General features: G+C 43.9%; 18 protein-coding genes and 1 riboswitch. Of the genes, 6 read left to right on the top strand and 12 right to left on the bottom strand.

All coding sequences use genetic code 11. The annotated features are described in order from the left end of the window. The first annotated feature begins 368 nt into the window (after nucleotides 1–368). From BWI44_RS01630 to BWI44_RS01640, 3 genes are all read left to right on the top strand, one after another. Nucleotides 369–704 (top strand): DUF8478 family putative metalloprotein, encoded by a 336-nt coding sequence (locus tag BWI44_RS01630; RefSeq protein ID WP_044532458.1) that lies wholly within the window; start codon nucleotides 369–371, stop codon nucleotides 702–704. A gap of 53 nt (nucleotides 705–757) precedes the next feature. After that, a complete protein-coding gene (locus BWI44_RS01635; protein WP_195208325.1) occupies nucleotides 758–3,181 on the top strand; it encodes a TonB-dependent receptor in 2,424 nt (807 codons plus the stop codon). A 141-nt stretch (nucleotides 3,182–3,322) separates the two neighbouring features. After that, the gene (locus tag BWI44_RS01640) at nucleotides 3,323–4,768 is read left to right on the top strand and encodes a methyltransferase RsmF C-terminal domain-like protein (protein ID WP_195208324.1); all 1,446 of its coding nucleotides are present in this window, start codon (nucleotides 3,323–3,325) and stop codon (nucleotides 4,766–4,768) included. Here BWI44_RS01640 and BWI44_RS01645 read toward each other — a convergent pair whose 3' ends face one another. The 5 genes from BWI44_RS01645 to BWI44_RS01665 are packed head-to-tail and all read right to left on the bottom strand — an operon-like array spanning nucleotide 4,769 to nucleotide 11,062. Further along, nucleotides 4,769–5,770, bottom strand: coding sequence for an ABC transporter ATP-binding protein (locus BWI44_RS01645; RefSeq protein ID WP_115503579.1), 1,002 nt, complete (start codon nucleotides 5,768–5,770; stop codon nucleotides 4,769–4,771). Then, nucleotides 5,770–6,801, bottom strand: a complete 1,032-nt coding sequence (locus BWI44_RS01650) for an iron chelate uptake ABC transporter family permease subunit (RefSeq protein ID WP_007667916.1) — start codon at nucleotides 6,799–6,801, stop codon at nucleotides 5,770–5,772. Before BWI44_RS01650 ends, BWI44_RS01645 begins: the two co-directional genes overlap by 1 nt. Nucleotides 6,802–6,821: 20 nt before the next feature. Next, nucleotides 6,822–7,958: an ABC transporter substrate-binding protein gene (locus BWI44_RS01655; protein ID WP_115503581.1), complete on the bottom strand. Its 1,137-nt coding sequence runs from the start codon at nucleotides 7,956–7,958 to the stop codon at nucleotides 6,822–6,824. 4 nt (nucleotides 7,959–7,962) lie between these two features. Beyond that, complete coding sequence (locus tag BWI44_RS01660; RefSeq protein ID WP_007667913.1) at nucleotides 7,963–9,033, bottom strand: DUF5074 domain-containing protein; 1,071 nt, start codon at nucleotides 9,031–9,033, stop codon at nucleotides 7,963–7,965. 16 nt (nucleotides 9,034–9,049) lie between these two features. Then, a complete protein-coding gene (locus BWI44_RS01665; protein ID WP_195208323.1) occupies nucleotides 9,050–11,062 on the bottom strand; it encodes a TonB-dependent receptor plug domain-containing protein in 2,013 nt (670 codons plus the stop codon). A 52-nt stretch (nucleotides 11,063–11,114) separates the two neighbouring features. Continuing rightward, nucleotides 11,115–11,317: riboswitch (cobalamin riboswitch) on the bottom strand. A 101-nt stretch (nucleotides 11,318–11,418) separates the two neighbouring features. On the opposite strand from BWI44_RS01665, the gene BWI44_RS01670 reads away from it, so the two are divergent. Continuing rightward, on the top strand, nucleotides 11,419–12,657 hold the full coding sequence (locus BWI44_RS01670) for a serpin family protein (protein ID WP_138292941.1): 1,239 nt from the start codon (nucleotides 11,419–11,421) through the stop codon (nucleotides 12,655–12,657). Between the two features lie 96 nt (nucleotides 12,658–12,753). On the opposite strand, the gene BWI44_RS01675 is transcribed toward BWI44_RS01670, so the two are convergent. From BWI44_RS01675 to BWI44_RS01700, 6 genes are all read right to left on the bottom strand, one after another. Then, entirely contained in the window at nucleotides 12,754–13,959 is a 1,206-nt protein-coding gene (locus tag BWI44_RS01675) for a TolC family protein (protein ID WP_195208322.1), read from the bottom strand. Nucleotides 13,960–13,989: 30 nt separating this feature from the next. Beyond that, nucleotides 13,990–17,094, bottom strand: coding sequence for an efflux RND transporter permease subunit (locus BWI44_RS01680; protein WP_195208321.1), 3,105 nt, complete (start codon nucleotides 17,092–17,094; stop codon nucleotides 13,990–13,992). An 89-nt stretch (nucleotides 17,095–17,183) separates the two neighbouring features. Next, nucleotides 17,184–18,425 carry an efflux RND transporter periplasmic adaptor subunit gene (locus tag BWI44_RS01685; protein WP_044533389.1) on the bottom strand — a complete coding sequence of 414 codons (1,242 nt, stop codon included), beginning with the start codon at nucleotides 18,423–18,425 and terminating at the stop codon, nucleotides 17,184–17,186. Nucleotides 18,426–18,499: 74 nt separating this feature from the next. Beyond that, nucleotides 18,500–18,913, bottom strand: a complete 414-nt coding sequence (locus BWI44_RS01690; protein WP_082074159.1) for a DUF6769 family protein — start codon at nucleotides 18,911–18,913, stop codon at nucleotides 18,500–18,502. 61 nt (nucleotides 18,914–18,974) lie between these two features. Beyond that, nucleotides 18,975–20,363 carry an FAD-dependent oxidoreductase gene (locus BWI44_RS01695; RefSeq protein WP_118216585.1) on the bottom strand — a complete coding sequence of 463 codons (1,389 nt, stop codon included), beginning with the start codon at nucleotides 20,361–20,363 and terminating at the stop codon, nucleotides 18,975–18,977. A 77-nt stretch (nucleotides 20,364–20,440) separates the two neighbouring features. Beyond that, entirely contained in the window at nucleotides 20,441–22,075 is a 1,635-nt protein-coding gene (locus BWI44_RS01700; protein WP_118216586.1) for an ABC-F family ATP-binding cassette domain-containing protein, read from the bottom strand. Nucleotides 22,076–22,236: 161 nt separating this feature from the next. On the opposite strand from BWI44_RS01700, the gene BWI44_RS01705 reads away from it, so the two are divergent. Further along, nucleotides 22,237–22,638: a response regulator gene (locus BWI44_RS01705; RefSeq protein WP_007667900.1), complete on the top strand. Its 402-nt coding sequence runs from the start codon at nucleotides 22,237–22,239 to the stop codon at nucleotides 22,636–22,638. A gap of 160 nt (nucleotides 22,639–22,798) precedes the next feature. On the opposite strand, the gene BWI44_RS01710 is transcribed toward BWI44_RS01705, so the two are convergent. After that, nucleotides 22,799–23,632: a hypothetical protein gene (locus tag BWI44_RS01710; RefSeq protein WP_195208320.1), complete on the bottom strand. Its 834-nt coding sequence runs from the start codon at nucleotides 23,630–23,632 to the stop codon at nucleotides 22,799–22,801. 310 nt (nucleotides 23,633–23,942) lie between these two features. Here BWI44_RS01710 and BWI44_RS01715 point away from each other — a divergent pair, with 310 nt between their 5' ends. Continuing rightward, nucleotides 23,943–25,373, top strand: coding sequence for a CCA tRNA nucleotidyltransferase (locus BWI44_RS01715; RefSeq protein ID WP_117692367.1), 1,431 nt, complete (start codon nucleotides 23,943–23,945; stop codon nucleotides 25,371–25,373). Nucleotides 25,374–25,375: the final 2 nt, after the last annotated feature.

The raw sequence follows: 25,375 nt of genomic DNA on the forward strand, positions 1-25,375 counted from the left end.
AAAGAATAAACGTTCGGATGGAAAGGGCTAACCGTCGGAAGGGAAAAAGCATAGGAATGCCTAAGAAAGGAATTAGCTGTTGCATTTAGTTCATTTCTTTCCGGTTATGAACAAAATGTGATAATGTGATAAGGTGGTAGCGGGATAACACTCTGTGATATATAGCGCAGCCACTTTATCACCCTACCGCCTTATCACTCTTTTTCCTCCTTTCTTCTCCAATATGAGTCAGCTTTACTTAATGTAATATCGAAATCTTGTACTCATAAGATGTAGGTATTTTGCTCCATATCCGGTTAAAACACCTAAATCCGGTTGCTTCTTATTGTAATTAGTGTTACTTTCGCAAACCTATATTAAAAACGCTTTTGGAGAAGTTACGGAATATACTGAAATGGTTCCTTCCTTTATTATTTATTGCATATTTAGGAGGAATTACGCTGTTTACTCACTCGCATGTGGTAAATGGGGTAATTATTGTGCATTCCCATCCCTTCAAAGGTGAACATAGCCATACGGAAGCACAGGTTGAAACGATATTCTTCCTTTCTTCTTTTGTAGCTTCTTCTCTGCCTGCTATTCTTTTCGCCGCATCGGCTTTCCTTATTTTGTTGCGTGTGCTGAGTGTTCCGGCTGTGGAACATGTCAAGTGCGTGCGGGTTCGTTGCGGCATCAGCTTGCGTGCACCACCTGTAGTTCATTGACAATAGGAGTCCCCCTTCCTTTTTTTATTAAAATCCATAAAAAATAGAACTACATGAAAAAATATATCTTTTTCGTGGTGGGAGTAATGTGTACATTGCTCTCCCACACCGCTTATGCCATTGATTTAAATAAATCCGATGCCAATATCATCGGCCACGTACTGGAGAAAAAAACAGGAGAACACCTTCCCTATATGACAGTAGCCCTGAAAGGGACCACTATCGGAACCATGACTGATGGTACCGGACACTACTTTTTGAAGAACCTTCCGGAAGGTGAGTTTACGCTCTCCGTCAGTGCCGTAGGTTATAAGCCACAAGAACGAAAAGTAACCCTGAAACGAGGCAAGACACTGGAAGAAAACTTCGAACTGGAAGAAGACATGGTAGCCCTGGATGGCGTAGTTGTTACAGCCAATCGTAATGAAACCGCCCGCCGACTAGCACCTACCTTGGTAAAAGTCGTTACCCCGAAACTATTTGATATGACCAATTCGCACACCTTATCGCAGGGGCTCGTATTCCAGCCGGGTGTACGTGTAGAAAATGATTGCCAGAATTGCGGTTACTCTCAGGTGCGTATCAATGGTATGGACGGAAAATATACACAGATATTGATCGATTCCCGCCCTATCTTCTCTGCACTGGCAGGTGTCTACGGCTTGGAACAAATTCCCGCCAACATGATAGAACGTGTGGAAGTGGTGCGTGGAGGTGGCTCGGCCCTATTCGGCTCTTCCGCCATTGCCGGAACGGTGAATATCATTACGAAAGAACCTCTCCGCAACTCCGGTTCGTTTGCCCACTCCATCTCCAATTTCGATGGCTCCAGTTCGTTTGACAATAATACCACGCTCAATCTTTCCCTTGTATCTTCGGATAACAAAATGGGAGCCTACATTTATGGGCAGAACCGCCACCGTTCGGCATGGGATTCCAATGGGGACGGCTTCTCCGAATTGCCCAAATTGAAGAACCAGACAGTAGGCATAAACGCTTATTATAGACTGAATCCCTATTCCAAGCTGAATCTGGAATATCATCACATGGAAGAGTTTCGTCGTGGCGGTAATCGCTTTGATTTGCCGCCTCACATTGCCGAAGATGCCAATCTGAATGGTGCCGGTAAGCCCGGACTGGTGGAACAGATTGAACATTCCATCAATACGGGCGGATTGAAGTTCAGTGCCTTTTCCAAGGACCAGAAACACTCATTCAATGCATACGCCTCTGCCCAGCATATCGTGCGCGATAGTTATTACAGTGCCTATGGGCATACCACAGACTTTACCGGTGTATTGGGTGCTCAGTATATCTATCATTTTGATAAGCTCTTTTTCATGCCTTCCGACTTGACGGGTGGTGTGGAATTTAACCATGATAATCTGGATGACAAGGCAACAGACATGCAAAAATACCGCGATGCTGCCCTGGCGGAAGATCCTACTGCAACAGGCGACCGTCTGCAACAGTTGATTGATAAGTATACGCCCGATCCTTTGAAGCAAATAGTGAACATAGCAAGTGTCTACGTGCAGAATGAATGGAAAAGTGAGCAATGGAGTTTCCTGATAGGCGGACGTTTGGATAAGAACAGTATTATGGATAAAGCCATCTTCAGCCCTCGTGCCAATGTCCGCTACAATCCTACACAAGATATAAATATCCGTTTCAGTTATGCCGAAGGTTTTCGTGCTCCGCAGGCTTTCGACGAAGATCTGCATATTAGCAATGTGGGAGGCGAGTTGATTTCCATCGTTCGTGCCAAGGATCTGAAAGAGGAACGTTCGCGCAGTGTGAATGCTTCGATGGACTGGTATCACTATTTCGGTGACTTTCAGGCAAACCTGTTGGTAGAAGGCTTCTTCACAAAACTCTCTGATCCATTTGTGCTGACAGCACCGATAGAAGATCCGAACGGTAGCGGATATCTGATACAAACCCGTGTCAACGGTTCTGGTGCAAAAGTATATGGCGGTACATTGGAAGGAAAGATTGCTTGGCGTGATAAAATCCAGTTGCAGGCGGGACTGACTGTGCAACGCAGTCTGTACGACTCTCCCGAGGAGTGGAGTGCAGACAAAGAGCACCTGTCTGACAAAGAACGATCTAGCGACCGGTTATTGCGTACCCCCGATGTTTATGGCTATTTTACTGCTACTTTCAATCCCACAAAGGCATTGTCGGTGGCCTTGAACGGTAATTATACCGGGCAAATGTATGTGCCTCACCTGATGTCCGAAGTAGATGGTACGGCAGACTTGTTGGTGAAGAGCCCGGATTTCTTTGAACTGGGTGCTAAAGTCGCTTATGATATAGATTTCTCCGGCATGTGCCTGCAATTCAACGTAGGAGTACAAAATATATTCAACTCTTATCAGAAAGATTTTGATAAAGGAGCCACTCGTGATTCCGGTTACATTTATGGTCCGGGAGCACCTCGTTCCTACTTTGCGGGCGTCAAACTTAGTTTTTAGTACCCGGCGGTTTTGTCTTGTATCGCCTTTTTATGTTCCTTTGAAGAAGATAAGCTACATCTTAACATAACTTTTTTATGCAAGCATGAAAGTTATGCATTCGATTTGCATTACCTTTGCGGACATAAAATAATTTGGCACATGGACTTACCCGTATCTTTTGCAGACCGTACCCGTTCCCTCCTGGGAGATGAAGAATATAACAAACTGGCTGATGCCTTGAATGACGAACAGCCCGTAAGCATCCGACTGAATGACGAAAAACTATCCAGTTCTTCATTCAGTCTTTTTCATGCCTCTTCCGATCGTGTGCCTTGGTCGGCAACAGGTTACTATCTCGACCGTCGATTGACGTTTACCTTCGATCCGTTGTTTCATGCCGGATGTTATTATGTACAGGAAGCATCTTCCATGTTTGTGGAGCAGGCACTAAAGCAATATATCGGCGAAACACCCTCTGTAATGCTTGACCTTTGCGCTGCTCCCGGTGGAAAATCTACTCATGCTCGCAGTGTATTGCCCGAGGGTAGCCTGCTGGTAGCAAACGAAGTGATTCGTAACCGTTCGCAAATTCTGGCGGAGAATCTGACGAAGTGGGGGCATCCTGGTGTCGTGGTGACCAATAATGATCCGGCAGATTTCGCTGGTCTGGAAGATTTCTTCGATGTTATCCTGACCGATGTTCCCTGTTCCGGTGAAGGCATGTTCCGTAAAGATCCTGTTTCCGTCAGCGAGTGGAGTCCGGAGAATGTGGAAATCTGCTGGCAACGTCAACGGCGCATCATCTCCGATATATGGCCCAGTCTGAAACCCGGTGGGTTGCTTATCTATAGCACTTGTACGTATAACACAAAGGAAGATGAAGAAAATATCCGTTGGACGCACGATGAATTCGGTGCAGAGATACTTCCTGTAGATGCTCCGGCAACGTGGAACATTACCGGAAACTTGCTTGTAGGTGAAGATTTTCCTATATATCGTTTCCTGCCTCACCGTACAAAGGGTGAAGGCTTTTTCCTTGCCGTGCTTCGTAAACCGGAAGGAGAGGCAGCACAAATCCGCTACAAATCCACTTCTTCACAAGGAAAGAAAAAAACGGGTAGCTCTAAAGTTAACGCCGGAGCATCTAAGGAACAATTATTGGCTGCACGTGCCTGGCTTCTTTCGGCAGAGGACTATGAAGTTTCTGCAAATGGAATGAATATTACAGCTTTCCCTAAAGAATATATATCCGAATTATCCATTTTCCAACAATCCCTTCGCGTTGTTCAGGCAGGTGTTACTCTTGCCGAAGTGAAAGGAAAAGACTTGATTCCCAATCATGCTCTTGCTATGAGCACTGTACCGGTTTCCGATGCTTTTCCTCGTGAAGAGATCTCTTATGAACAGGCTATTGCTTATTTGCGTAAGGAAGCCATTGTACTTTCCGGTTCTGCTCCACGCGGTTATGTGCTGTTGACGTATAAGAATATTCCTCTGGGCTTTGTGAAGAATATCGGTAACCGGGCTAATAACCTTTACCCGCAGGAGTGGCGCATCCGGAGCGGATACTTGCCGGATGAGATACTGATGCTACTGAAATCTTAATCAGATGTTTGCAAGCAACTGTTCAAAAGAATGATATTCGTGTTGTCCCTCTGTGTGTAATATGAAGTGGTCGGCAGCTAAAACCTGCAAACGCGGCGATTCGTTGGTTTCCGGTGAAGAGACAGGGTGACAAGCGTATCCATGACGATTGAGTGCGTTTGTTGTCCAATGCAGTAATACTTCATCATTGGCTTCTACACTGATACGGTGGTGGCTGTCTACTTTGGGATAATATACCCCGTGCGCATAATCAAACCGGATATCGTTACGGGAGAACAAGCCGTCCATCCGGTGACTCAGAATCATATCTTCTGTTACTCCGCATTGCAGTCCGTTTTCTTTGGAAAGTAACCAAAGTTTATCTGCCAGTACCAATGCCTGTTCTATGTCATGAGTGGAAAGCAGAATTGCTTTCTTTTGTTCTACTGCCAAGCGATGAAGCAACGTCATAATTTCAATACGACTCACTACATCCAGGAAAGCTGTCGGTTCATCCAGCAGAATGAGCGGACACTCTTGTACCAATGCCTTGGCAATCATAACCTTCTGCCGTTCTCCATCCGATAGCTCTGCGGTATAACTGTGGGCTTTATGGCTGATGCTTACAGCTTCCAGAGCTTCTTCAATGATAGAATGATCCGTTTTGTTCAATCTGCCGAAGAACCCCGTATGAGGTTGCCGTCCCAAGGCTACCAACTCATATACAGTCAGTCCGCCTGCCTGTGTCTTGTCTGTTAGTACTACACCGATGGTACGTGAACGTTCTTTCTCGGAATAAGCGGACAACGGCTTTTCTTGTACAAGTAATTCGCCCGACAACGCTGGTTGTGAAGCAGCCAAAGTGCGGAGCAGAGTCGATTTGCCGGTTCCGTTAGCTCCCAGCAGACAAGTCAGTTCTCCGGGGTAGAGCCGGAAGAAGAGATGCTCATGTATCCGTTTTTCTTGCTTTCCCTGGCGGTAGCCGATGCATAAATCGCTTGCGGTGATAACAGCTTTCTCCATCAGTTGAAGTATTGTATTTTACGCTGGTTGACAATGACATAAATGATAACAGGCGCACCCAGTACTGGAGTTACCGCATTGAGAGGAATAATACCTGCTTCGCCCGGAAGAATGCAGATCAGATTGCAGAGCAAAGCAATCACACCGCCCGTCAGCAAAGTAACGGGAAGCAGTGAATTATGATTGGATGTGCCCAGCATCAGGCGGGAGATATGAGGAACGGCCAGACCGATGAAAGCCACAGGTCCGCAGAAAGCAGTGGTGACAGCTGTCAGTAGTCCGGTAGCAATCAGTAGCAGATTTCTTGTGCGACGGATGTTTACTCCTAAGTTTTCAGCATAGCGTGTACCCAGTAGCAGGGCATTCAGAGGTTTGATAAGCAAGATGGAAAGTAACAAACCTGCCAGACAGAAAATAGAGAAATAGGGGAGCTGTTGCAATGAGACCCCTCCAAAGTTTCCCATACCCCATATCATATAAGAATGTACCCCTTCGGCTGTTGCAAAGAAATTGAGCAGTGATATAGCGGAAGAAGTGATATAACCAATCATGATACCTGTAATCAGCAGCATGATATTGCTTTTAATCAGTGTAGAAAAGAAAAGGATAAGTCCCATTACCACCATCGATCCGATGAAGGCACCGAGTATCACGGAGAAGAAACCGGATAAGGTGAATACCCCTGTAGCAATGCTTCCTCCGCCTGCCAGCATCACCAACGCCACGCCAAGACTTGCCCCTGAGTTAATGCCCAGGATGGACGGACCTGCCAGTGGATTGTTGAATGCCGTTTGCAGCATCAGTCCCGAAGCTGCGAGTGCGGCACCACATAGTAATGCCGTGACGGCTTGTGGCAGACGGGACTCCCAGATAATAAAAGTCCAGCTGGCTTTTTCTACTTCATTTCCTGTGAGGGTATTCCACACTGCTCCGGCGGGGATATTGATTGAACCGAACCAGAGATTGGCAGCCATCAATACGAGAATGAGGACTGACAGTGCTATACCATATATATATCCTTTTGCTTTCATTCTGAAATAGACCGCAGATTTTACTCTGCTAATTTATTGTAATATCTCAGTTCATACCCTTCCAACAGTGAAGGATGAAATATCTTAATTAAATCTTTCAATAACCAGTCTGGATGGAAAGGTGTTTCTTCATAAAAAGGAACCCGGTTGGTATTGCATCCGTAGATGTTCCGTTCTTTGAAGGCACGGAAACCTGCATAAGGGGCAAACTCTTTTTCAAGTTCCCCGTATGTTTTATCTACGGGTTGATTGTAGCGTATCAGCCAGAAATCCGTTTGTTGACCTTTCTCAAAGATAACTTCGAAAGGATAGGGGAGTGAGCCGCTATGTGTATCTTCTCTGAAAATATAGTTGGCACCTGCATCAGAGTATAGTTTGGCGATGGTACTGTTACCACCCGGAGTGTACCAGGTAGAGCTTGTTTTCAAATCACACATCACGGAGGGAGCAAAAGAGATAGGCTTTACTAATTCTTGCAAATCCTTATAATTTCTTTCTATCGAAGCAAACATAGCATCTGCTTCTGTTTTCTTACCAAATAATAAACCGTAGAAACGCATCCATTCGGCACGTCCCAATGAAGAGGTTTCCATATAGTCGGCACATTCAATGATGGGTACATTCAGTTTCTCTACACGTCCGTATCCACCACTGTTTTCGAAAGGAGAAAGGAGGATGGCATCGGGATGCAGGTCTATGATTTTCTCAATATTGGGATTCATTCCATCACCTACATCGGCGATGGTTCCGTTTCGACATCCTTCCTCTATTTCCGGTAGTTTGATATACTTCAAGTCGCATACGCCACCAATGCTATTCAAATCACCAAAGTCTTTCAGTAAGCTGCAATGAACGGATGAGTAAATGACGGCTTTACTAAGTGGAGTGCGAACAAGGGTGCCTTGAGGCAGTTCATGGGGCAACGGCTGTTTTTTGTCTACTAATACATAGGTGTGTAGTATCTTTGCTGTATCCCAGGGATTGCGTAGCTGTGCAACGATGTAATCTTCGTAATCTATCAGAGAGAGATTAGCGGAGTAGTGCAGCGGGATGGTGTCTCCTTGTGCAGAGCCGGAAGCAGTGCTGTTCTTTCCGCTACAGGCGGAAAGAAGTAACACTGTCACCCAAAAGGTTAGAAAGAAAGAAATTTGTTTCATGCTGTTATTCAGTTACAAAACGCATATTAGTGGTATAGTATCCGGTTTCCAACTTCTTTTTAAGTACGCCGTCACTACCATAAACATATATGTCGTTGAGAGCAGAGAAGGGTTGATCGATGATAATTACATCTCCTGTAGCCGGGTCGACTACAATATTACCAGGATTGGAGAAATCGCTGTAGTTGGCAAACCGCGTAGTTTGCTTGGTATTCATGTCATATACAGAAATGCTTTTAGGAGCGGCATCTTCGTAATATTCTGCATAAATGAGATAGATCTTGTTGTTTTTTATTGCTATTTTGCTGGCTGGGCATATTTCCGTAACCTGATCTGTTTGCGGGTCGATGCATTGTAATGTCTGAACTGGATTTCCTCTGAAATCTCCACATGAAATGAAATATACTTTTCCGTCTTCTCCGGTTGTACAAACATCATAAGGATTGAGAAGTACTTCTATGTTTTTCGTTTTCTTGAAAGTAGCAATATCGACAACTGCCACGTATTTGCCGGTACCATCATTGTTATAATTTGACAGATTTACATAGAGTTTTCCATTTGCAGAAGTCAATGCTTCCGGATGATCTCCTATTTCTATCTTTCCGGTGATGGAGAGGTTCGTGGTGTCCAAGCGTGATACCGTGCCATCGTATGAGGTGAAATAAACATTTCCTCCGGTAGCTGTCATATATCGTGGTTGGATAGACTTCTCACTTTCGTCTTTTAAGTTCAACGTTTTTATACGAGCGAAATCTTTTCTGTCCACCACTTCAATCTTGGCTGAACTGGAACAAGTGATATATATTTTTGTACCATATATACACAAGTCCTGTGCATCACCGATACCTGCTCCGTTGGCAGCTGCAAACAAATCTGCACTAATTGTCTTCAGATCTCTGTCATACCATTGTATAGTACCATTATTCTCTCCCCAGTTTCCTGTATTAATAACATATGCTCCATTAACAGGTGCTATCGGTCCTTTCGGAATTGTCGGTTCGTCATCATCACTACATGCGGTAAATGCTCCTAATGCTATAACCAGCATGGCGGTTTTATACCAATACTTCTTCATAGTTTTTGTTTTTAGTTTATAATTTATAGTTGATTGTTACTTTGTAATTGCGTCCGGGCATCGGGTAGAAGCGGACTATTTCGTAGTTCTTATCACTTAGGTTCAAGGCATCCAGCTGTATGCGTAGTGACTGCTTCTTCCATTTAAAGGTATGCGAGAGTGATATACTGTGGTCAGTGTAAGATTTAATACGATTTTCCGGAATGTTCTGGGCAATTGAATAGCGTTCCGAAGCGTACATTATGTTATAAGTCAGGTTGACATACGGGTTCTCAAAAGTCAGACTTCCTGAACCTGAATGCTTCGGAGTATATATAATCTGATTCCGCCATATTTTAGAATTACGGTCAGTAATATCTTCCGCTTGCATGAAGTTGTAAGTTCCTGTGAGATATAACTTATAATGTTCTGCTAATTCTTTTTCAATTGCCAGGTTAATATCCGTACCAATGGTTTCGACTTTACCTAAATTCATCATCTTCCAGATAAACATAGTGGGTACTGCCACAATTTTATCTTTCACCCGATTATAATAAGCATCTACTGAAAGGCTTAGATAGTCGATAAATTCCAATGAAGTAGAACTCCACGTTGTACCTACATTGAATTGCCGGGTAACTTCAGGCTTTAAATTATGGTTGCCAATTACCAGATAATACAAATCATTGAATGTCGGTGTACGGAAGATATCTTTGTATGAAGCTCTGAAACGTAGACCAAAATCAAATGGTTTCCACGACAGACTGACAGCGGGGGAAAGGCGTTTACGGTCTGCAGCAGCTTTTCCTGTCCGTACATTCTCTGTAATATAAGTATTCAGCAGGGAAGCGGTAGCAGAAAATCGGTTGCTTTTATAGTGTGTGGCTATTGCTGTTAAATAGGTGAAACGTTCCGGATATTGATTGTTCTGTAAAGTCGTTGACAAATAGTTATAGGCGAAATCCTGTGCTAATGAGAAAGATAACCCTTTCACCGGTTCGTTCCATAGGGTAGCGGATAAGTAAGTCTCAGTCTGGCGGAAACGATAGTCTGTAATACCGGAAGATTCATTATTATAGTCCCGGTTCCAGCTGAAGTTAAATTTTCCACTTGCTTGTAGTTTCCATTTCTCTGAGAATCGGTTCTCATACTTCAATTGACCGAAGTAATTACGGTCATATAGTCTTTCGGCAGCATACGGATTGTCATAAATCACTCCGCCGGGTAACCCTCTTTCCGAATCAAAGAGATAAACTTTGGCTTTCAAATCCTGTTTCTCATTCAGAGTTACAAACAAATTTAATTCTGCCCGATAAGTCTCTATATCACTATTGTTTCGTTTGGAGTCAATCAGTTTATTCCCATTCCACATTTTGAAAGGATAATTTCCGTCTGCCCGTAAATAATCAGCATAGGCAGAAAGACTGAAACGGTTACTTAATTTCTGAGCATAAAATAAAGAAGGATTAGCAAGCCCGTAAGAACCGGTTTTCATATTTGCAAGCAATCGGAAAGGTCTGTCACTGAAATCCGGACGTGCGGTTTCGATACTTAAAGCACCGGCAGAGGCAAACATCTTCGCTGTCTGGTAAATATTATCACTCTGACCAATGCTGAGTGCCAGTTCGGAAACATTGTCTAACGAGAAACGGGAGATATCTACCTGGCCTGACTGACAATCGCTGACAGTCACTCCGTCATAGCTGACTGCTGTATGTTGCGCTCCCAAACTGCGTACAGAAACAGTCTTTAATCCACCAATTCCACCATAATCCTTAACGCTGACTCCCGAGAAATGGCGAACTGCATCGGCCACATCCGATACTCCCAAACGTTCCATATCAGTTTTCTTCATTTGTTGGAGCGGGGCGGTTGCTGAGAGAGCCGGTGGCACACGCCGACCTTTTATCCCCACTTCCGGAATGGCATGTACTTTTCCTGTAATGGAGTCTCCCACCTGTTGTGCTTGCAGGCTGACACAAAGCCAACATGCAAAGCAAGACAAATAAAACCGTAGCCGGGCATACCGACATAGATTATCTCTTATCATAAACAGAATGCTATAAAAACTATATACATCTCATGTCCTTTCCTCGAAGACATGAGGGATGATAGGTTTTGCAGGTCTTCTGACTTACTCCGGATTTGCCGCCTTCCCACCATACGAATATTGGCAGTGGCACAGGTGATTGGCAAATCCTGCAATAGGAGTTCACAGCAGCGGGACTGTTTGGGAGTCACACCCAATTCCCTTTTCATGGAGTATACCGAAAGGCATCCTCCAACAAAACCGGGAACAAAGATAGGAAAGATTTATGTTTAATTTGTAATGTAGTGCAGTATTTTATAAATTTATGCATTTATTCTAACAGAGTAACTTAATAGAAAACTAATACTATAATGCTTATGCTAAAGAAAACTATTGCTGCGCTAAGCCTACTCAGTATCCTTGCAGCTTGTCAGAATGATGAGAACCCTTCTCCGGAACCTAAACCACGTCAAGACATCAAACTCACCCGTACGGAACAAGATTTAATGGACAAAGGTACAGACTTTGCTTTCCGTTTCTTTGATCAGGTGTGCAGTACCGAAAAGGAAAAGCCGAATGTCTTTGTGTCTCCATTGAGTGCATCACTTTGCTTATCAATGATTACTAACGGAGCTTCGGGCAATACGCTTACTGAAATGCAGGACGTATTGGGATTTCCTGCCGCTTCTTTCTCTCTTGATGATCTGAATAATTATAATCAAAAATTAACTTCAGCTTTATTGGATTTAGATAATACCACTCAATTAGGAATCGCCAATTCTATTTGGGTAAAACAAGGTTTTAAAGTTTACGATTCTTTTGTGGATGTGAATAAGAAGATGTATGATGCCCGGGTTCAGGAACTTGATTTTACATCTCCCACAGCGAAAGATGTAATTAACCGGTGGTGTGCTGAGCAGACGAATAATTGTATAAAAGAGGTTATACAGAGAATACCGGAGGATGTGCGTATGTATTTGATTAACGCACTCTACTTCAAAGGTATTTGGAAAAGTCAATTCCAAAAATCGGATACTCGCCAGGAGAATTTTACCAATTCTGATGATACTCAGCGGAAGGTGGACATGATGAATCAGACAAAAAGGTTCAATTATGCCCAGAACTCGGCATTCTCTATCGCAGAATTGCCGTATGGTAACGAAGCTTTTAGTATGGTGCTCCTATTGCCTGCTGAAGATAAAACTTTGGATGAGAGTTTGTCCGAACTGACTTATGAAAACTGGAAAGAGTGGAATCAGGTTTTGTCGAGCAGACAATTGCAGGTTAAACTTCCCCGTTTCAATGTGGAATATAACAAGATACTCATAGGCGATATGATTGCTTTGGGAATGAATGATGCCTTTGATAGCAATAAGGCGGATTTCTCCAAAATGTCGGCAGAGGATTTATATATTGGTGTTCTACAGCAATTTACTTACGTAAATGTAGATGAGGAAGGTACTGAAGCCGCTGCAGTTACCGTGGGAGGAAACTTTGCGACTTCTGTCGATCCATCTTCTCCTATACCTTTCTTTGTGAATCGTCCTTTTGCTTTTATAATAAAGGAAAAGAGTACGGGAGCCATCCTCTTTATGGGAAAAATTACAAAACTGTAATTGACTATGTTATTTATAAAGAAAGCGAAGAATCGACTCCTTCAATTGCCGGAGTTGGTTCTTCGCTTTACTTTTTATAATACTAAGAATATATTTTTATAGTTTACTCTTATATATCTGTGCCATTACCTTCTGATACTGATTTTCCAATTGAAGCAGATTCTGTTTACTTTGATAAATCACAGAGACTTCTACAAAATACTCTATCACGCTGATCTGTCCACCGGTAAGGGCTTGTTTCAGCAATGCAAGATCTTGTTGTGAACTGAATGCTTCCCTATATTCCTGTATGGAGGTTTGCAATGATTGCGCTTCGCTGTATAGTTTTGCTAAGGTGGCTTCGGCCTGGAAAGCTGCATTCTCTTTCTGATAGTCGAGATTCAGAGACTGCGCTTTGGCTATCTTCACCTTATTGCGGTTTTCAAACAGTGGGAAAGAAAAGCCCACTACAACTCCATTGAACGGAGTACCGGACTCAGTATTACGGCGATATCCCAGTTCCAATTTTGGCAACCAGCCTTGCTTGCTTGCAGAAATCTGTTTGCGGGCAGCAGCACTTTCACTGCTCAATGACAGCAAAGTCTGATCGGCTGCCAACACTTCCGAACGTAACTGTTCATAGTTGTTAGGAAGAAGCGGTAACGGATAATCATTGATGGAGCGGAAACTGCTCAGTTCATTGTCTTGCAAAGACTGGTCTCCGTTGAGTGCAAGGAGAGATTTCCAGGCATTATCAAGCGCAGTCTGATTGGCACGGAACTCTGTACGTACATTTAGTAATTCCAAATTGATCTTGTTTGTTTCCAATACATTGGCATCACCTGTTTCCAGACGTTTCTTGTAGTATGCGGAGAGTTCCTCAGCCTGTTTCATGCGTTCATCCAGAATCACTTGCTGATGCTGTAACATGATGATATCGAAACAAAGCTCCTTGGCTTGCAACAACAATTGTTGACGGAAAGCAGTAGCCTGTGCATCAAGTGCACCGGTTTTGAGTCGATTTACTTTTCCGCGTGTAGCATATAAAGTAGGGAAATCAAAGCTTTGGGAAACAACAAGTTCACCTATCGTCTCGCTCTTATCTTCCGACCCCCACAAATGGGCATACGAGAGAGTGGGATCAGGCAAATTGTTTTCCGACTTATTCTCCAATTTCTGTGAAGTGATAAGTTGCGCATTGGCCTGCAACTCCTTATTGTTCGCTTCAATGCGGTGCAGCACTTCGTCTATGTCAACCGATTGGGCACGCATCCCCGCATATAGGAAAAAAGTGATAAAACTAAATATAAGAATTCGTTTCATTATTTGATATTGTTAATAGTTATATGGATGTTAATTCGCCGGTTTCCGGTGCATCATCAGATAAACAATCGGAATGATGAAACCGTTCAGGAACGTGGAAGTTAAAAGACCGCCAAGTATAACTTTTGCCATCGGACTTTGAATTTCATTACCCGGCAAATCACCGCCCAGTGCCAACGGAATAAGTGCAAGAGCAGAAGACAACGCAGTCATTAGAATCGGATTCAAACGGTCCATTGAACCGCGGATAACACTGTCATATACATTCAGTCCTTCTTCCCGTTGCAAGTGGTTGTAGTGACTGATCAACAACATACCGTTTCGGGTAGCAATACCGAACAGTGAAATAAAACCGATAATAGCCGGAATACTCACTTCTCCCGTTGTCATCAACAAAGCAAACACACCGCCAATCAATGCAAGCGGCAGGTTGATAAGAATAATCGCACTTTCCTTCACACTACGGAATTCATGATAAAGTAGTAAGAAGATCACTGCAATACTCATCAGCGATGTGAGTAATAAGGTGCGGCTTGCTGCCTGTTCGCTCTCAAACTGACCGCCGTATTCAAGGTGATATCCTTCCGGTAATTTGATATCCTTGTCCACGCGAGCCTGAATGTCATTCACCACACTGCGCAAATCACGGTCGGCAACATTGGCAGAGATCACAATTTTACGTTTTACGTTCTCGCGGCTGATAGTATTCGGCCCCATTGCAGAACGCACTTCGGCGATGTAGTTCAACGGTATTTTCTTTCCGTCGCTGGTATCTATCATCAAGTTGCGTATCTTCTCCATTTCGTCGCGAAGGTCATCACGTACACGTACAGTGAGGTCAAAACTTTTGCCTTTTTCGTAAACTTGTGATACGGTTTCTCCTGCAAGACAGACATTCACGAACTCAGAGAATTCCGGTAATGAGATTCCAAACTTAGCCAACATTTCTCGCTTGGGCGAAATGATAAGCTGAGGACGTTCTATCTGTTGCTCCACATTCAAGTCGGCAATGCCAGGAATATCCTGGATGGCACTTTTGATTTCATTACCCAAAGTAAACATACGGTTCAGGTCATCACCGAACAGTTTAATAGCAATGTTTGCTTTTGTACCGCTAAGCATAGCATCGATACGATGACTGATAGGTTGGCCGATTTCTATGTTTGCTCCTACGATAGTACCTAACTTCTCACGTACTTCAGCAACCATTTCACTACGTGAACGGTCTTTCAGTTCGAACGGAGCTTCTATTTCGGAAACATTCACTCCAAGTGCATGTTCGTCCAGTTCGGCACGTCCGGTCTTGCGGGCAACGGTTTGTATTTCAGGAATACTGAGTAGCAATTCCTCTGCACGATGTCCCATCTTGTCACTTTCTTCCAGCGAGATACCCGGCAAAGAAGATATGTTGATCGTAAACGAACCTTCGTTGAAAGGTGGCAGGAACGAACGGCCCAATGTGAAGAAACATGCCAAGGCTACTACGAACAAACCAATAGTACTGCCCAATACGATCTTCTTATGTCCCAGTACGAAAGCCAGTGCAGCGCCATACCATTGTTTCATTTTACGTGCTACATACGAGTCACTGCTTTCTTTCTCTTCCTTCTTCTTGTCTTTTCCCAAAAGATAAGAGCAAAGTACCGGTGTAACCGTCAGTGCCACTACCGTAGAAGCAGCCAATGCTACAATGAACGCAATACCCAGAGGAACCAGCATGCGGCCTTCCATACCTGTGAGGAAGAATAAGGGCACGAAACTAACTACGATAATCAGCGTAGAGTTCAGGATAGGCATACGTACTTCTTTCGATGCGTTGAATACCACTTCCAATATGGAAAGTCGTTCTTCCACAGGTTTCAACTTGTTTTCGTGGAGTCGTTTATATACGTTTTCCACGTCCACAATGGCATCATCCACTAACGAACCGATAGCGATGGCAAGACCACCGAGACTCATTGTGTTGATTGTGAATCCCATATAATGCAGCGTCACCAGTGAAGTAATCAATGAAAGTGGTAGTGTAACCAATGAGATCACTGTTGTACGTACATTTGCAAGGAACAGGAATAGTACAATCACCACGAAGATACCTCCTTCGAACAAGGACTTCTGTACGTTTCCGATGGAGCTTTCGATAAAGCGACTTTGTCGGAAAATGTCTGTGCTGACCTTTACATCCGGTGGCAGATTTTTCTGTAAATCTTTCAGGGATGCTTCCAGTTTATCCGTTAATTCCAGCGTGCTGGTGGCCGGCTGCTTGGTTACAGTCAACAATACGGCAGCTTTACCCCGTTCCGATGCTGTACCCAGTTTGGGTAATTTTGCTCCGATGTGTACGTCTGCAATGTCTTCCAACAGAATAGGAGCACTGCCTGAAGTGGTTCCACCACGTACCACGGCACGTGCCAGTTGATCTACCCGATCGGTAGAAAGTACTCCACGCACAATGTATTCGTTACCATATTCATATAGCACGCCACCGTTTGCATTCAGATTCATTTCACGGGTTACGGTCATGATTTCATTCAGCGTAACACCGTAATGCCGCATCCGTTCCGGATCTAATTGTATCTGATATTCCTTTATATCACCACCCAGTACCGCTACCTGTGCCACACCGCCTGTAGAGAGTAAGCGCGGACGGATGGTCCAGTCAGCTATTGTACGCAGGTCAAGCATAGAGGTAGAGTCGGCAGTCAGACCGATAATCAGCATCTCGCCCAGAATGGATGATTGTGGACCCAGTGTCGGTTTTCCTACACCGGTAGGCAGGCTTTCGCTTACAACAGCCAGCTTCTCGCTAACAATTTGCCGGGCCAGATAAATATCCGTATCCCAATCGAATTCTACCCATACTACTGAGAATCCATTGGTAGATGAAGAACGCACGCGGCGCACACCTGTTGCACCGTTCACTGCTGTTTCAACAGGAAATGTGACGAGTTGTTCCACTTCTTCTGCCGCCATACCGTTTGCTTCAGTCATGATGACAACCGTAGGTGCATTGAGATCTGGAAATACGTCCACTTCCGTGTGCATGGCGGTGTAAGTTCCGCCTATCAGTAACAACACCGAGGCCACAAGCACCAGGATGCGGTTATGAAGTGAGAAATGTATAATCTTGTTTAACATGTTGATTAAAGTGTTAGAGTGTTAATGTGATAATGTGATAGGGTGAAGTTGCTTTATCACTCTATAACTTCATCACTTACCACTGTTTTTTAGTGTTCGTGACTGTGTGCCGGTATTGCATTTGTAGCGCTTGCCAGTTTCACCTGATAAGCTCCTTCGGTTACCACGCGGTCTCCTGCTTTTACACCTGAGAGAATCTGTACGCTTTCACCGTTATCGGCTCCAAGAGTCACGAGTTGTTTCTTATATCCTTCTTCATCCAGTTGCAGGTAGACAAAGAAACTGCCTTGTTCTTCAGTCAATGCTGAATGGGGTAGGGATATTACATTTTCTATAGGGGAAGACAATAAGAAGATTTCTACAAAGGAACCGGGGATGATATCACCTTTGTTGTCAAACTCAAAGGTTACAGGTACATAATATCCACCGTCTCCACCCGAGGCTTTGCCATAGGAGAGAAGACGTCCGTCTAAGTCTTTCAATGCGTATACCTTATTATTATAAGGAGTACAGAAGTTAGCAGAACCAATAGTACGAAGATATTGGTAATATTTCTCTGAAACGTCAGCACGCAAGAATAATTTGCGGTTTTGCGTAATGCTGACTAACGGTTGTCCCACCGCTACGTAATCGCCTTCTTTCACTAACAGGCTTTTTACATATCCACTGATGGGGGAAACCACGGCTTGTCCGCTTGCCGAACTGTTTTTGGCTACGGCTTCGTAGCTGATACGTGCATTCTCATACGCTTGTTCAGCCTGAGCGAAATCCTTTTCAGAAACAATCTTATTTCCTACAAGGGATTTCATACGCTCGTATTCTTTCTTGGATACTTCATAAGCGATGCGTGCCCGTTCTACAGGGTCACCATCCGCCATATTTTTAGAAGACAATATAACCAACGGTGTACCTTTGCTGACACTCATGCCCTCGATAACTTTTCCACGGAAAGTTACTACACCTGCCACTGTTGCTACAGCAACGCTTTCGTCTCCTTGTGCTGCCATTACCTGGCCGCTGGTTTTTATAACTTGATGGAAAATTCCTGGTTCTACAACATTGGATTTTACTCCGGCAGCCTGCGCCTTGGCGGGGGGCAGAATGATTTCGTCACTATGTCCGGCTGCTACTACTTCACCGTGGTCATGTCCATCGTGGTTGTGTTCGTCACCTTCGTGATTGTGGTCTTCGCCCTCATGATCATGATCGCAACCTTCGTGCTCATGCTTTTCTGTTTCATGATTGTGACCTTCGTGTCCGTCTCCGGATTTACTATTGCAGGAACCCAATAGGAATAGACCCATGACTCCCATAAAAAGAATTTTTTTCATGATGATATTTTTATGTTCTTACTTTTATCTGTGTGCAAAATTAGAGATAAAAGCCTGCAATAAAGTTGCAGACTTTACGATAAAGTAAGAATACACGGAGGTGCGCGAAGTCCTGTGGCACGTGTAAGATACGTGCCATGAAGTGACTCCTGATATATGCAGTCCTGTCTTTGCCCGCTTTCTTCGGGTAGGACTAATAATCGGAGGAGTGGTTCGGAAAATAATGTAATAACCAGCGGAAAGTCCGGATGTGCCCATCCATTGTCCGAGCTGGGAGTTTGCTGGAAGAAGTGAGTCGTTACACATCCCGTATCGCAACAGCAATGTTCGTTATCCGAGTTGTGTTGTTGTCCGCAACAATCGGGAGCTATATCATTCTTCATGCATATCAACCCGTTGTTGTGGTGGTGATGAGGAATAACCGGCACTACCAGCATGACCATGCTGATGAACATTAGGAAAAATGTTATATACCGTTTCTTCTGCATCTTAATTTTTTAATTGCGGACAAAGATAGAGGTTAACGGCTTAATTACCAAATGTTAGTTATTAAAAAGCCTTGAATAATCCATTTAAACCTTCACTCATACTGGGATGGGTGAATATAAAGCTACGTAAAGCTGAAGATTTCTGTCCGGTCTTTATGGCAAACGCTACCAGATTAATAAGTTCCGGTGCATTCACACAAAAGAGGGAACAGCCCAGAATTTTCTCTGTATCCGTATTTACGATAGCTTTCAACATGCCATCCATATTCTGCAAAGTACGCGCACGCGGAATAGCTGAGGCTGGCAAACGTGATATCTTGATAGGATAACCTCGTTTCACAGCATCTTCCTCTGTCAGACCGATATGTGCCATCGGAGGATCTGTGAAGATGGCGTAAGGCACAGGATTGCGGTCGTCGATAGATCGTTCCTTATTACCGAATAAATGATTCAGGATAATGCGGGAGTCATCGATGGAAAGGTAATCATACATTTCTCCACCTCTTACATCTCCCAAAGCCCAGATATGTGGTACAGTAGTGCGTAATTGTTCATTTACAATTATTGCTCCCTGTGCGTTGACTTGTACTCCGGCTTTTTCCAGATGCAGATCATCTATCATCGGTTTACGGCCTGTTGCAATGAGCAGGGCATCTCCTTCCAGAAAATAAGGTGTATCGTCCGAGGCATCCGTATAGGCAGCTGTGATACCGTCTGCTGTATCATGCAATGACTGCACGCGGGCATTCAGGCGTATCTCTATATTTTTCCTTTTTAAACTTTCCTGCATGTATTCGGCAATCTCCCGGTCTGCTTTCGGCAGAAAACGTTTACCGGCTTCCAGAATAGTGACCTTACTGCCGAATCCGGCATACATGGTTGCGAATTCCAGTCCGATGGCACCACTGCCTATGATTAGTAAATGTTGGGGAAGAACATCTGCATGGAGTAATGTTTCACTGGTATATACATATTTACTATCTCTTAATCCGTCTATATCCGGCAGGATAGGTGTAGAACCGGTATTGATAAATATTTCTTTTCCTTCCAGTTCGAAAGATTTTTCATCCTTTCCGGATGCAAGAGTTACTTTCACCGTATCTTCGCATACAAAAGAAGCGGTTCCGTCATACAATGTGATATTAGGGTTGCCTGTCAGACTCTCGACATTCTTTTCCCGTAGGTACATGACCAACTTATCTTTGCGTTTCAGGGCAAGAGAATATAACTTGGACTGTTTTTCATAATCATTCTGGTAGATACGCTCAGCAAATTCAGCTTCGTGTATCATGGTTTTGGTAGGGATGCATCCTACGTTTATACAAGTCCCACCGTACATTTCAGGGGAACGTTCTATAACCGCCACTTTCCAGTTGCGGTTGGCTAATTCGGCTGCCAGTAATTTTCCACCTTTGCCAAATCCTATTATTATTGCGTCATATCGTTTCATTATTCTCGTAGTTAAAGGTTTATGGAAATAAAACACTATGACGCAAGAAAAGTTGCAGAAGCCTTGTTAAGGAACGTTTACCTTTCCAGTTCGCGGAGCGACTCCATTTTCTTCTTTTCCAGGAATTCGTAGATACCGCTCAGGTGTTCTTTCACTTGTTTATTACCGAATTCATAGACCTTGGTAACCAGCCCGTCTAAGAAGTCACGGTCGTGGCTTACAACAATCAGTGTACCATCAAAATCCAGCAGAGCTTGCTTCAGGATATCTTTAGTTTTCATGTCCAGGTGGTTTGTCGGCTCATCCAGAATCAGCAGGTTCACCGGTTCCAGCAGCAACTTAATCATAGCAAGCCGGGTGCGTTCTCCACCGGAAAGCACTTTCACCTTTTTCATGGATTGTTCAGGGCCGCCAAACATAAAAGCACCCAGCAAGTCGCGTATCTTGTTACGTATTTCTCCTTTTGCCACATCGTCAATCGTCTGGAATACCGTAAGGTTCTCATCCAGCATAGACGCCTGATTCTGTGCAAAATAACCGATCTGTACATTGTGCCCGAGTGTCAGTGTACCATCGTGCTCAATCTCTTTCATGATACACTTCACCAGCGTAGACTTACCCTCACCGTTCTTACCGACAAAAGCTAATTTGTCTCCCCGTTCTACAGTCAGCGTAGCATTCTTGAATACTACATGGTCACCATAGGTTTTGCCCACGTTTTCCATGATTACCGGATAGTTACCTGAGCGTGGTGATGGCGGGAACTTCAGCCGCAATGCCGAAGTATCTTCCTCATCCACTTCCAGGATTTCCAGTTTCTCCAGCATCTTTACGCGGCTTTGCACTTGCAGAGTTTTGGAATAAGTGCCTTTGAAGCGTTCGATGAAGTCTTTGGTTTCGGCTATGAACTTCTGTTGTTCGTCATACGCCTTTTGCTGTTGTTCGCGACGTTCTTTGCGGAGTTCCAGATATTTGGAGTAATTTACTTTATAGTCATAAATCCGTCCCATTGTCACTTCAATAGTACGGGTAGTGATGTTATCCACAAATTTACGGTCGTGGCTGATGACGATGACAGCCTTACCATTATTGATGAGGAAATCTTCCAGCCACTGGATACTTTCAATATCGAGGTGATTGGTAGGCTCATCCAGCAACAACACATCTGGGTTCTGCAGCAGCAACTTGGCAAGTTCGATGCGCATACGCCATCCACCGCTGAAGTCACTGGTCTGACGGTCAAAGTCTTCGCGTGTGAAGCCGAGTCCTAACAAAGCTTTTTCCACATCTTCCTCATAGTTGGTGGAGTCGATGGAGTAAAATTTCTCACTCAGGGCAGAGACTGTTTCGATCAGTTCCATATAACTGTCACTTTCGTAATCGGTGCGAGTTTCCAACTCCTTGTTGAGGCGTTCTATTTCTGCTTCCATCTCATGCAGATGTGAGAAGGCTTGTGCTGTTTCCTGAAATACAGTTCGTCCGTCTTCCGTCATCAGGTGCTGCGGCAGATAAGCGATTACACTGTCTTTGGGTGCTGAAATTTTGCCCCGGGTAGGTTGGCGTACTCCTGCCAGAATTTTCAGTAAGGTACTTTTCCCCGCTCCGTTCTTTCCCATCAGGGCGATGCGGTCTTTTTCATTAATAACGAAGGAGATATCACTGAATAAGGTGGTGCCGCCAAATTCTACGGCCAGTCCGTCTATTGAAATCATACTCTATTTTTAAATTGAGGCGCAAAGATAGTGCAAATTGAGCGTAGAACTTTCATGCTTGCATGAAAAAGTTATGCCGAGATGCAGCTTATCTTCTCTAAAGATAGTACATTTATATTATTTTTTATATCTTTGCCTCATTAAACAAAAATACATTGGTCATGGAAACAGGGAATTTGTCAGAAGATTACCGTCCGCTGATACTGGTAGCGGAAGACGATGATAGCAACTTTAAATTGATAAAAGCTATTATTGGCAAGAAATGCGAGATATTGTGGGCAAAGAACGGTGAAGAGATGGTTGGTCTGTTCAAAGAGAACCGTGGAAAGACAGCTGCTATCCTTATGGATATCAAAATGCCTATCATGAATGGTCTGGAAGCGACAAAGATCATTCGCGAAGAAGAAAAGGAACTTCCTATCATTATGCAGACTGCCTATGCTTTTACGGCTGATCGTGAAAATGCAATGGCTGCCGGTGCTTCGGAAGTATTGGTGAAACCCATTACGTTGAGTGCATTGCGTACTTGCCTGAGCAAGTTCCTGCCGCAATTACAGTGGTAACAGAATTTTCATAGCATAAATTATACTATAATGAGCGCGGGATGACTTCATAATGTAGTTGTCCCGCGCTCGTTATTTTATGCCTTCACCTTGTGCGATAAATATGTTTCAGCCAATATTCAAATTAATCACTATTGTTACTTTGTTATCGTCTACGTGTTTATTTTCCTTGTTCTGTTTCTTCTCTTTCCTGCATCTTTCGTTTCACGAATTCTACCTTCAGGTGCGCCTCTTCCATCTCTTTTTTTATCTGAGTGACGGATGAAAGTATCTGTGCCAGTTCATAAACCCCTGCCAATGCCTGGCGGTCTATCGGAGACATAGTAGTGGAGTAGGAGCGTTCGCCTTGATAGTTCACTTTGATATTCTTGTTCTTGTTCAAGTAAAGGAATCCTATTACATTACCATCTTCTCCCATTTTGAAGTCCGCCTTTTCTATTTTTTCTCCCAAATCGGTGGTTTCATAACTATCCTTGGAAGCAGGTGTCTCAGCAAAACTACCATCAGGGGCGACTACTTTTACACCTACATGGTGAATATTGCTGGGACCGCAATAAATGGAAGTCATGCTCATTTGCCCATTCTCATTCACTTGGAAACGTAGATAGGAACGGTGCAGATTCTTCTCTATAACTTGTGAAGGGTGCAAATAGTTACCTATTTGTTGATATTCGGTATCTTTTTCGAGTGTGAATTTACCCTTCAGGGCATCCAGTTCTCCTTGTTTTTGTTGAAGCAGGCTATCCAGGTAAACAAGTGTTTTTTCTTGCTCCTTCAGTTCCACTTGTTGCATCAATCCAATGCCCTCCCGGCGGGTTTCAAAAGCCTTGGGATATAGTATTTTAATGCTGTCTATCTGCATCTTTGCTTCGCTAAAGTCTCCCCGTTCGAAGGCTGCGCGGGCTGTTTGCAGTTTCTCACCTGCTTTCTTTTCTACATTTTCACAAGATAAGAGCGTGCAGCAGAGGCACGCAAGGAGCGTCACTTTCTTCATAATTACTGTTGTTCTGTTAGTGAGGGCAAAATTAGAAATAATATCCGTATCTTTGCACACTGAAAATAGATAAATAGTATTTTAGTTTTCCGGAGATATCGGAAGTTTAGAACAATCTGATACCCGGGCCGTACCAACTCCGTATCAAGCCCGTACCAACTCCATACCAAGTCCCAGTGTATAGACACGGAGTAACTACGGAGATGGTAGGGTACAGACAGGGAGCAAGGGAGGAGAAGCCGGGAATATAGACCAAAAACAGTGCTACTTTCTCCGATGAAAACTAAATGATTATTTTAAAAAGTATAGTATGATAGAATTGACGGCAGAAGAACTGAAACAGCATTTCAGCGACGATATATTCAAGCGGATATCCGAGACAGCAGATGAATTAGGATTGGAATGTTATGTAGTCGGTGGATATGTGCGCGATATTTTCCTGCAACGCCCTTCTAAGGATATTGATGTTGTAGTGGTAGGTAGTGGTATAGAGATGGCCGAAGCTTTGGGTAAACGCCTGGGACGTGGAGCACACGTAGCACTGTTTAAGAATTTTGGTACCGCACAAGTAAAATACCGTGGTATAGAAGTGGAATTTGTTGGTGCACGCAAGGAGTCTTATCAGCGCGACTCCCGTAAGCCCATCGTTGAAGACGGTACATTGGAAGACGATCAGAATCGGCGGGATTTTACGATCAATGCATTGGCTGTCTGCCTGAATCAGAGCCGGTTCGGAGAATTGGTAGACCCTTTCGGTGGTATAGACGATCTGAAAGAAAAAACAATCCGTACTCCTCTTGACCCGGATATTACATTTAGTGACGACCCGTTGCGCATGATGCGGTGCATCCGTTTTGCCACTCAGTTGAACTTTTATATTGATGATACTACATTTGAGTCTTTGTGCCGTAACTGTGGGCGTATATCCATTATCTCCAAGGAGCGTATTGCCGACGAACTTAATAAGATAATACTTTCTCCGGTTCCCTCTAAAGGGTTTATAGACCTGGATCGTTCCGGTTTGTTGTCCCTTATTTTTCCGGAACTGGCTGCCCTTCAAGGTGTGGAAACACGTAATGGGCGGGCACATAAGGACAATTTCTATCACACATTGGAAGTACTTGATAACATTAGTCGTAAAACGGATAATCTTTGGTTACGGTGGGCTGCACTGCTGCATGATATAGCCAAACCCGCCACAAAACGTTGGGAGCCTCGTGCGGGCTGGACTTTCCATAACCATAATTTTATTGGTGAAAAGATGGTTCCTGAGATTTTCCGGAAGATGAAGCTGCCGATGAATGAGAAGATGAAGTATGTACAGAAGTTGGTGAGTCTGCATATGCGCCCTATTGTGATAGCGGATGATGTGGTAACCGATTCTGCTGTCCGCCGTCTTCTTTTTGAAGCCGGAGATGATATTGATGATTTGATGACATTGTGTGAAGCTGATATCACTTCCAAAAATATGGAGCGTAAGCAGCGATTCCTGAATAACTTCCAGTTAGTACGCCAGAAGTTGAAAGACCTCGAAGAGCGTGACCGAGTCCGCAATTTCCAACCGCCTGTCAGTGGAGAAGAGATTATGGAAACTTTCAATCTGGAACCCTGCCGGGAAGTGGGGGCTTTGAAAAGCGCCATTAAAGATGCCATTCTGGATGGGGTGATTCCCAATGAATACGAAGCAGCGCGTGCTTTTATGATGGAACGGGCGGCAAAAATGGGATTGAAACGTCCTTGATT

This window comes from Bacteroides sp. Phil13 (genome assembly GCF_001940965.1).
GTDB lineage: Bacteria > Bacteroidota > Bacteroidia > Bacteroidales > Bacteroidaceae > Bacteroides > Bacteroides intestinalis.